Annotated in this window: 15 protein-coding genes; 5 read left to right on the top strand and 10 right to left on the bottom strand. The window is 47.7% G+C overall.

Annotated elements, in window-relative coordinates; genetic code table 11:
- Positions 1-89: 89 nt before the first annotated feature.
- Both AC56AD_RS08785 and AC56AD_RS08780 read right to left on the bottom strand, forming a co-directional pair.
- Positions 90-524 carry a DUF488 domain-containing protein gene (locus AC56AD_RS08785; RefSeq protein ID WP_012508463.1) on the bottom strand — a complete coding sequence of 145 codons (435 nt, stop codon included), beginning with the start codon at positions 522-524 and terminating at the stop codon, positions 90-92.
- Positions 521-976 carry a DUF488 domain-containing protein gene (locus AC56AD_RS08780; protein ID WP_012508462.1) on the bottom strand — a complete coding sequence of 152 codons (456 nt, stop codon included), beginning with the start codon at positions 974-976 and terminating at the stop codon, positions 521-523. The genes AC56AD_RS08785 and AC56AD_RS08780 overlap by 4 nt, the downstream gene beginning before the upstream one ends.
- A 20-nt stretch (positions 977-996) precedes the next feature.
- Between AC56AD_RS08780 and AC56AD_RS08775 the strand changes: the two genes are divergently transcribed.
- Positions 997-1,149, top strand: a complete 153-nt coding sequence (locus AC56AD_RS08775) for a hypothetical protein (protein WP_223294033.1) — start codon at positions 997-999, stop codon at positions 1,147-1,149.
- Positions 1,150-1,247: 98 nt separating this feature from the next.
- Here AC56AD_RS08775 and AC56AD_RS08770 read toward each other — a convergent pair whose 3' ends face one another.
- Both AC56AD_RS08770 and AC56AD_RS08765 read right to left on the bottom strand, forming a co-directional pair.
- Entirely contained in the window at positions 1,248-1,511 is a 264-nt protein-coding gene (locus AC56AD_RS08770; RefSeq protein WP_012508461.1) for a type II toxin-antitoxin system RelE family toxin, read from the bottom strand.
- Positions 1,508-1,708, bottom strand: coding sequence for a hypothetical protein (locus AC56AD_RS08765; RefSeq protein ID WP_012508460.1), 201 nt, complete (start codon positions 1,706-1,708; stop codon positions 1,508-1,510). Before AC56AD_RS08765 ends, AC56AD_RS08770 begins: the two co-directional genes overlap by 4 nt.
- Positions 1,709-2,059: 351 nt before the next feature.
- Here AC56AD_RS08765 and AC56AD_RS08760 point away from each other — a divergent pair, with 351 nt between their 5' ends.
- Positions 2,060-2,296: a formylglycine-generating enzyme family protein gene (locus AC56AD_RS08760; protein ID WP_397232405.1), complete on the top strand. Its 237-nt coding sequence runs from the start codon at positions 2,060-2,062 to the stop codon at positions 2,294-2,296.
- Positions 2,297-2,416: 120 nt separating this feature from the next.
- On the opposite strand, the gene AC56AD_RS08755 is transcribed toward AC56AD_RS08760, so the two are convergent.
- From AC56AD_RS08755 to AC56AD_RS08730, 6 genes are all read right to left on the bottom strand, one after another.
- Positions 2,417-2,764, bottom strand: a complete 348-nt coding sequence (locus tag AC56AD_RS08755) for a type II toxin-antitoxin system PemK/MazF family toxin (protein WP_012508459.1) — start codon at positions 2,762-2,764, stop codon at positions 2,417-2,419.
- The gene (locus AC56AD_RS08750) at positions 2,761-2,991 is read right to left on the bottom strand and encodes a hypothetical protein (RefSeq protein ID WP_012508458.1); all 231 of its coding nucleotides are present in this window, start codon (positions 2,989-2,991) and stop codon (positions 2,761-2,763) included. The genes AC56AD_RS08755 and AC56AD_RS08750 overlap by 4 nt, the downstream gene beginning before the upstream one ends.
- Positions 2,992-3,095: 104 nt before the next feature.
- Positions 3,096-3,416 carry a nucleotidyltransferase family protein gene (locus AC56AD_RS08745; protein WP_012508457.1) on the bottom strand — a complete coding sequence of 107 codons (321 nt, stop codon included), beginning with the start codon at positions 3,414-3,416 and terminating at the stop codon, positions 3,096-3,098.
- Positions 3,409-3,831, bottom strand: coding sequence for a nucleotidyltransferase substrate binding protein (locus tag AC56AD_RS08740; RefSeq protein WP_012508456.1), 423 nt, complete (start codon positions 3,829-3,831; stop codon positions 3,409-3,411). Before AC56AD_RS08740 ends, AC56AD_RS08745 begins: the two co-directional genes overlap by 8 nt.
- Before the next feature lie 4 nt (positions 3,832-3,835).
- On the bottom strand, positions 3,836-5,371 hold the full coding sequence (gene lysS, locus AC56AD_RS08735) for a lysine--tRNA ligase (RefSeq protein WP_012508455.1): 1,536 nt from the start codon (positions 5,369-5,371) through the stop codon (positions 3,836-3,838).
- A 127-nt stretch (positions 5,372-5,498) separates the two neighbouring features.
- Positions 5,499-6,431 carry a phytoene/squalene synthase family protein gene (locus AC56AD_RS08730; protein WP_012508454.1) on the bottom strand — a complete coding sequence of 311 codons (933 nt, stop codon included), beginning with the start codon at positions 6,429-6,431 and terminating at the stop codon, positions 5,499-5,501.
- Between the two features lie 211 nt (positions 6,432-6,642).
- Here AC56AD_RS08730 and hflX point away from each other — a divergent pair, with 211 nt between their 5' ends.
- From hflX to AC56AD_RS08715, 3 genes are read left to right on the top strand one after another with little or no spacing between them, the layout of a single operon-like run.
- Positions 6,643-7,947, top strand: coding sequence for a GTPase HflX (hflX, locus tag AC56AD_RS08725; RefSeq protein WP_012508453.1), 1,305 nt, complete (start codon positions 6,643-6,645; stop codon positions 7,945-7,947).
- Positions 7,928-8,350, top strand: a complete 423-nt coding sequence (gene ybeY / locus AC56AD_RS08720) for an rRNA maturation RNase YbeY (RefSeq protein WP_041526495.1) — start codon at positions 7,928-7,930, stop codon at positions 8,348-8,350. Before hflX ends, ybeY begins: the two co-directional genes overlap by 20 nt.
- 11 nt (positions 8,351-8,361) lie before the next feature.
- On the top strand, positions 8,362-8,904 hold the full coding sequence (locus AC56AD_RS08715) for a hypothetical protein (RefSeq protein ID WP_012508451.1): 543 nt from the start codon (positions 8,362-8,364) through the stop codon (positions 8,902-8,904).
- Positions 8,905-8,977: the final 73 nt, after the last annotated feature.

Here is an 8,977-nt window from a genome sequence, read left to right as displayed (position 1 = left end):
TTTGTGTTATTGAAGAACCGAACATCACCCCAGCCGAGTAAATTGCGCGACTTTTTGTGTAGCTCTGCGTGATTCGTTTTATCCGGTGCCTACAAATGAACAATTTCCACATAGCCCCATTTGTCACGGAAATATTCGGCGACCAGCCGTCGATGGCAGTGCTCAGGTGTGACCTCGCTGCAGAGAAGGCAGCCGCCATCAATCAGATCTTTTTTGACAAGATTCTCAACGCGACGTGTCGCCATCAATGACAAGAATTGCTTTTCATAACTCTTCCAATCGCCGCCATTTTTCTTGTAGCCATCAAGAATCTCTTTGGTCGGCGCCAATTCTGGCAGGTGAACGTAATCAAGGTTATTGATTTCACGGAGGAAAAACTGCAAGTCTTTCATCTTCGTAAATCCGGCTAATTGAGAAACATTGTTAAGCCGAATATCAATAACTCTTGTCAAACCAGGCTGCTTCAAATGGTTGAAAAATTGCTCTGCGCTTTTCTGTGTAAAGCCGATGGTAAAAATCTTCATGATTGGAGAACTTTTTTCTGTTCAGCCATGACTTCATCCTGATATGCCACACGATTTCCTTGAATGGAATACGCTTGTGCAATAAATTCATCACGGCTCGTAAACATATCCCCATCAGGGAGATTGCACATCGAAAGCAAGCGAGATTCCAACTCTTCGTGAGTCTGAATGGCTCCATCATGCAGAATATGGTTGACTGGAATCCCCAGCTCAAAAAGCTTGCGTGACACCAGCAGCGCTCTGTGACACTCAATGGGATCTTTCTCTGCACACATCAGGGTAATTCGATATGCATCAGCGCCTCGCATTATCCTTTCAATACCCTCCAAAAAAAGGGGAGTCTTGGCCAAACGCGGATACTGAACCCGGCCTTTTTCATAACATGCAGGATCTTCGCTTCGGGCACCCAACTGACGCCCCAAAAAAACATATTTGATTCGATGGTGTCCCATCGGCAGTATGGGAGTTCTACATCGGCGGTTATCAGCCCGCACAAAAGTGGCTCAAAGACCGGAAGGGGAGAGTGCTCAGCTTTGAGGATGTCCGCCATTACCAGCGCATCATCGAAGCACTGACGGAGACAGAGAGAATTATGCGGGAGATTGATATGGTTGGTGTGGAGTAATTTGTATTCGGTGTTCAAAAAGCAACAAGAAATGACAACATTTACATATCGACAAGCTGAGCCTGTTTACCCAAACCCGCATTCTGCGGCAGCGTTTGTTATTCTTTTGATTCGATTATTTCGTCATAATGATGATGTGAACCTATCCAAAACCATACAAGACCCTCAGCTCTTTCTTTTGCTAATGCACGGTAAAGTAATCCGATACGTGCTGACCAAAAATTCCCGACTTTTTTTAATCGTACCGATGGATGGCACGGGTTACTTCGAAGCAGCTCAAAATTTTTATCTGCTAAATTACGGATATCTTTGGGGAGTTGTTGGTAATGGAACCAAAATTCCGATATGGTAAAATGATTCACAGCGGTTTTGCTCGACCAGCCAGAAATTCATTGTCGGCCTGTTTCCCAAGTGCATCAAGGCGACCTGTTGTAATATCGGATTCGATTTTTTTATCCCACTGGTCAGCCAGAAACTCTTCGAACCACTCTGCAAACTGTAAAAGTTGATCCGGCGAAAGTTTTGATACGGTTGTTTTAAGTTCTTGAGTGTTCATCATAATCTTTTTCTCCAAAATGGGCTATGCGTTGGGTTCTTCAACTTATAGCAACCGTTTCTGCGTTCTGGATCAGGAACCAGAAACACAGTACGCCAATTTAGTATAAGTAGTTCTGCGATATAACTGTTCGGCAGTGAACTGTTACTGAACGAATATCGCAAGTTTTTTGCCTCTTTCAAAGCGTGGATGAGTTTCAACGGTTAAGGTTTTGTAGACCAGCTTTCGGGGAAATTCGCCACTATCAGCGCATCATCGTAGCTCTGACTGAAACGGCAAGGATTATGGGGAGCATCGGGGTACCGGACAGATGCCGATAAAGCTGGTTTCAGCGTTATTTTCACCAATGGTGAAGTGAAACGAGCGGATGGAGTAAACTGGCGTTGTGGAGTATCGGGCAGTGTATGGCCTCAGAGCGAAGAGAATCATCCGGTGTTGCATGTGAGCTGGAATGATGCAGTAGCGTACTGCAAATGGCTCTCGGCAAAGACAGGGAAACGTTTTCGTCTGCCCACCGCAGGTGGGCAGACGTTTGGAGCCAAAAAACCGCTTATCACAGGCACTGCATGCCTTCAGCTTTCCGCTCGGTAGCTTAACCGTTTGGCTGCATACTGGCAATCTGTAAAAAAAAGCTTAGAACCTATCGTCGCGATGTTCAATGATCTGTAAGATATGCAGGCACTGACCTGATGAAGAGCTGAAAAAAATGCGCTATTTCCCACAAATAAAACGCTGCAGATGGCTGTTCATTTTCGCCATTATCTCTGAGTCAGCTCTTCCGATAAGTTTGATAAATCGTTTTTTGTCGAAAGAACTGATCTGTTTCGTTTTGAGAAGAGAATTTTTCATGAGTCTGTTCCGGGAATTTGCTGTTATCAGAATATCAAGTTCCGACGGATTGACTATTTGCGATGAAATCGGAATAACCGTCAGTAAATTTCCTGATGCAATATAATCCTCGTGCTGAATAATAAGAGCGGGCCGGATTTTCTGGTATTCGTGTCCAAAGCTTGGATCAAAATTTACCAGCCATATCTGAGCACATTGAAAGGTTTTCATAACTCCTTCAGACCCAAATAGTAACTGAGTTCTTCTCTGGAAAGAAACTCCGTTGCATTATCGTTGAGAGCCGCAAGCTCTGTGTCGAATTCAGAGGCTTCTGTTTCATTTCTCTCATCAAAGATGACAATCACCTTGAACCGGACATTTTTCTTTTGACCAAATTCCTTTGGACAATAGAGATGACCGTCCGGCAGCAATTTGCTTTCAAACGTGGCGGTATTCATGATCAAGGCGTTTTTTCATTGGTTCTCAGTGCACACTTTTTTCGCACAAAAGCATCATTCCGTAAGGTACACTATTACGGCAAAAAAAGCACCCTCTGCCGGTTTCAAGCACCAAAACCAGACGATTTCCCGGAAATCACTTCATACCCGCTTTTTTCGATAACGGCACGAAATTCATCCGAAATTGTATTCCAGTCGAGCAGATCGACCCGGAAGGGGAGTTCCGACTCCTGAAAAGCCTCTTTCAGCTCGGCAAGAATTCGCCAGTCGAGCCTGTTTTGCCCGATTACAGCCAAATCAAGATCGGAATAAGGCTTTGCTGTTCCGCTGAAGCGGGAGCCAAAAGCCCGCACTTCACAATCGGGGAGGTAGTTAGACAGAAGAGTGAGCACCATTTCAAGATGCTCCGGTGCGACATCAATCATTCCTGCTCTCCAGTCGCGCAAGAAACTCTTTGGCCGCACCAATAAAGAGTAATGCCGAACCAAAGGCGTGATCGGCATTATTGGAATCATAAGTGTGAGAGGTGAGGTTTCTCGACTGATGAAACTCCATCCATAATGCTACATCATCAAGAAGCCGGTTCTCGGCACTGACCCGGAACAACTCACGGCGAGTTACCCCATCAACCACACCGGCACTGACATTTTGCTCAATCCAGCGCTTCATGAACTTCCAGCACTGCTCATAGGCAACTTCAAAGTTCTGTATCACTCCGGCCTTGACGGTCTCAATATCCTCTTTGGTCAGCGTACTGTTTGCGGCGCATACCTGATAACTGTTGATCGACTTTTCGAGTGAGGCAATCGCTTTTATCAGGCTGCTCAGATCAAGTGTCATGCGCCTACTCCGGTTTCAAATGCGGGAAGAAAATAACCTCCCTGATGGAGTCCTGCCCGGTCAGAATCATGACGAGGCGGTCAATGCCAATGCCGATGCCAGCGCATGGAGGCATGCCGTATTCGATGGCGCGGAGGAAATCCTCGTCAACAATCATGGCCTCTTCGTCGCCGCGCTGGCGCAGTTTTGCCTGCGATTCGAGCCTTTCGCGCTGGATGACGGGGTCGTTGAGTTCGGAGAAGGAGTTGCAGACCTCTTTACCGCCGATGATCAGCTCAAAGCGCTCAACAATGCCGGGTTGTGAGGGGTGCTCCTTGGCAAGGGGCGACATCTCGGTGGGGTAGTCGATGATGAAGGTTGGCTGAATGAGCTTGGGCTCCACAAATTCGCCGAAAATTTCATCGATGATCTTGCCGCTGCTGATTTTGGGGTCGAGTTCAAGGCCGAGATCCTTTGCGGTGTAGCGCAGTTGCTCTTCGGATTGTCCTGCAATATTCTGGCCGGTGTATTCGGTAATGGCGTCGATGATACTCAGGCGGCGGAAAGGGGGCTTGAGGCTGATTTCGTTGCCGAGAAAGGTGGTCACTTCGCTCTTGTTGACGGCCAAAGCGGTCTGGCTGAAGAGCTCTTCGACCATTTCCATCATCCAGTTGTAATCCTTGTAGGCAACGTAGAGTTCAACCTGGGTGAACTCAGGGTTGTGGAAGCGGTCGATCCCTTCGTTGCGGAAATCCTTGGCAAACTCAAAGACGCCGTCAAAGCCGCCGACGATGAGCCGCTTGAGGTAGAGTTCGTTGGCAATGCGCAGGTAGAGCTGCATGTCGAGCGCATTATGGTGCGTCGTAAAGGGACGAGCCGCTGCGCCGCCGTAGATGGGTTGCAGAATCGGCGTTTCAACCTCGAGCCATCCCTTGCCGGTAAAAGCGTTGCGCATGAAGGAGACGATGGCGCTCCGTTTGATAAACGTCTCTTTGACCTCCGGATTGACGATGAGGTCAACATAGCGCTGGCGGTAACGAAGCTCCTTGTCGCTGAAGGCGTCAAAAACAACCTTTTCGCCATCAACCTCTTTCTCTTTGGCGACGGGTATAGGGCGCAGCGATTTGGTGAGCAGTTCCAGCGATTCGGCATGGACGGAGATTTCGCCGGTTCTGGTTTTGAAGGTAAAGCCCTTGATGCCGATGATATCGCCGATGTCGAGCAGTTTGAAGGTGTCGTAGGTGGCGTCGCCAACTTCATCCTTTTTCATGTAGATCTGGATGCGGCCTGCGGAGTCCTGAAGGTGGAAAAAGGAGGCTTTGCCCATCTTGCGGATGGTCATGATGCGTCCGGCCACAGAGACCGGCGTTTTGGCCTCCTCTACGAAATTTGCAATAATCTCACCGGAGGAGTGGGTGACCTCAAAATGGGTGGGATAGGGGTTGACTCCTGCCTCCATAAGCTGCTGGCGCTCTTCAAGACGGCGCTGCATCTGGTCGTTCAGCGAAATCGGGGTTTGCTGTTCCGGGGTATTCTTGTTCGGATCCTTCTCTGTATGCATGATGGTCGGTAGCCTGTGGAATTCTGTAAAATGAAAAAATAGGGTCAACTCTGATTTGATGCTCAATGGCTCATTTGTCTCTGAATCACTGAGGGTACTTTTTTGTGCAAGATTTGGCTGCTGCTGTTCACGAGCCTGAACGGGTTTTCAGCCAGACGTAGGGTATGGTGCTGATTTTCTGAAAAAAAGAGCGATAGGCCCTTGTTGAAAAGACATCGTACTGGTTTTTCTCAATGGCGGTTAAAATATTGCCATAGTTGACGCTGCTGATGGCGACACCAAAGCGGCTCTCTTTTTCAAGCATGGGGATTCCTTTGTCGGAGGAGCGGTAGTAACCTCTTGCCCGTTCGATCTGAAACTTCATCAGATTGAGAAAGTTGTCGTTTATTTTTTTCTGCATCATCTCCTCTTTCGAATAGTTGAAACGGCGCAGATCCTCAAGCGGAAGGTAGATTCTGCCACGGTCAACATCTTCGCCAATGTCGCGCAGGATGTTGGTCAACTGCATGGCAATGCCAAGCTCTATGGCATGTTCAAGTGCCCGTTTGTCGCTGTAGCCAAATATTTCGGAGGTCATCAGCCCGACGACGGCGGCAACTTTGTAACAGTAGACGTAGAGGTCATCGAAGGTCTCGAATGGCTTGAACTCGATATCCATGGCAACGCCATCCATCAGGTCGAGCGGGAGTTCTATCGGGATCGAATAGCTTTTCAGGGTATCGTGCCAGGCAATCATGATGGGGTCATTGCCGGTTTTGCCGCCGTAGCACGCTGTAAGCTTTGATTTCCACTCTTCAAGTATCCTCTGGATCTCTTCGCTGGTAATCAGGCCGTTGTTCAGTTTAACCTCGGCCATATCGACAACGTCATCAACCGTGCGCAGCAATGCGTAGATGGCGAAAATCGGTTTCTGCTGTTTTTTTGGCAGAAACATACTTGCAAGATAGAAGGTTTTTGCATGATGCTGTGAAATCTGCCGACAGTAGCTATAGGCATCTTCAAGCGTTATCAGCTTTTCGGTCTTCGTGCCTGTACTGTTTGGGTTATCGTTGTGATTCATCTGCCATGCTCACTTATATTAGCCTGTTCTGGTCGTCACAGCTTTTTTACCCGATTGCGGTATGGGGTGAAAGCAAAAATGTGTACCTTTTTAGGGTATTGGTGCGTTTACAAGAATGAGCTGTCAAGATAAAACAATGGTTGTAATATAGCAACATGCCAAGTTGCAGCTCTTTATCATTCAAATGCTTACGTAATTTACTACTGCCCTGTTGAATACTGTTACTTCTGAAAATAGAAGGGAAAAGGCCGTTCTTGTCGGACTCTGTTCCCCCCCTGAAATACCCCGTTCCCTTGTTGAGGAATATCTCGACGAGCTTGCTTTTCTTGCCGATACCGCCGGAGCCGATACGGTGGAATCGTTTATACAGGACAAAAAACTGCGCGACCCAGCCTACTGTATCGGAAAAGGGAAGGTTGAGGAATTGGTACTTTTTGTCAAGGAGAAGGAGATAGATCTTGTCATTTTTGATGACGATCTTTCCCCCGCCCAAGCAAGAAACCTTGAAAAGTCACTCGAATGCAAGGTTATTGACCGTACCGGGCTTATCCTGCAGATCTTTGCCATAAGGGCTCAATCGGCCCAGGCAAAGATGCAGGTCGAACTTGCCCAGCTCGAATACATGCTTCCCCGTCTTTCCGGGCAGTGGACTCACCTCTCGAAACAGAAGGGAGGAATTGGTAACAAAGGCCCTGGTGAAACCCAGATCGAGACTGACCGTCGTCTGGTTCGCAACCGGATCGCCCTGCTGAAAAAGAAGCTTCGGGAGGTATCGCTGCAGCACGATACCCAGACTCGCGGACGGCAGACGGTGCCGAGAGTCTCTCTTGTGGGCTATACCAATGCAGGCAAATCAACCCTGATGAATGCCCTCTGCCCCGAGGCTGAGGCTTTTGCCGAAAACAGGCTCTTTGCAACGCTCGATACCAAAACCCGCCGTCTTGAACTGAACATCAACAAGCTTGTGCTGCTTTCGGATACGGTTGGTTTTATCCGCAAACTTCCGCATACGCTTGTCGAGAGTTTCAAATCGACCCTTGACGAGGTACTTCAGGCCGACTTCCTGCTCCATGTGATTGATATCAGCCATCCCGGTTTTGAGGATCAGATGCAGATTGTACGTGATACCCTCAAGGAGATCGGTGTCGGGCACGACAACATCATTGATGTTTTCAACAAGATTGACGCCCTCGAAGATCCCTCGATCCTTCGAACAATGAGCGAGAAATATCCAGATGCAGTTTTTATTTCTGCCAGGCGGGGACTCAATCTTTCACTTCTCAAGGAGATGATTGGCCAGCAGGTTGCCCGTGATTACTCCGAACGCAAAATCAGCGTGCATGTCTCCAATTATAAATTGATCACCTGGCTCTACGAACATACTGAAGTTATCGATAAACGCCATGTTGATGAGGAGGTTGAGCTGACCTTCAGAGTACGGAAAAATGAGCTCAAACATATTGATGCCCTTATCAACTCATCACAAACACTGATCGATGATGCTGCAAATCCATAATACCACCAAAAAGGAGATTCCGGAGCAACTGCTTGAAAAAGCGGTTCTTCTGGTTCTGGAAAACGAAGGTTTTACGGTTGAGTCGATTGTGGGTGTCTACTGCGGCAACAAAATGATCCAGCGCATTAACCGTGAGTTTCTCGGTCATGATTATCCAACTGATACCATTACCTTTCGTTACAACAAAGGAGCTGAAATCGATGGGGAGTTTTATATCTCGCTCGATGTGGTGAAGGAAAATGCTGCCAGATTCTCGGTTGATTTTCAGCAAGAACTTCTTCGTGTTACCCTCCATTCAGCGCTTCATCTTATCGGTTATGGTGATCAGTCAGCCGAAGAACGGAGACTGATTGAGGAAAAAGAGGCATTTTATCTCACCCGTTCAGGAGCGGCAACACTATAATTAATCTCATCATGAAAAGCAGCAATGATTCAGGGGAAACCCCGCAGCAAAAGCCCTCGTTCTGGAAACGTTTTTTTCTGATCGTGGTACCGCTTGTTCTTGTGCTGCTTGTCGGAGGGATTTTTTTAACACGCTATCAGGGAGAACGGAAACTGCAAGAGCTTTCGGAGCTTGCAGAGAGCCGATCTGTGCTCATGCAGCGTCAGGATATCCAGCTTTTTGCCCTTCCTCTGGCCTGGTCGGTACGCAAAGAGTTGATGCACTCCAATTATGGCCAGATCGAAGAGTATTTTAACGAATTGATCCAGAGAAAAGGGTTTGGCTTGATCATGCTTGTTGATCCCTCAGGCATTATCAAAATATCCACTGATCGAAAACTGCAGGGAAGCTCTTTTTCCCGGCATTATCCCCAAATGAGGCTTGGTGTGCTTGTGCCGGTTTCTTATGCGCTGCCTGAGGGGAAAAGCCTTTTTGTTATTCCGGTTATGGGATTGAATGAGAAGATTGGAACCATTGCTTTTGTCTATAGCTACAGGGAACTCCTGCAGCCCTGAAGAAGATGCCGGAAGGGAGAACCGAGCCAGCCACCATACTGTGCTTACTCTTTTTCCAGTGAATTGATTTCGT

The organism is Pelodictyon clathratiforme, assembly GCF_982375515.1.
The sequence above is the reverse complement of the archived record's forward strand: the minus strand, read 5'-3'. Positions and strand labels throughout refer to the sequence as shown.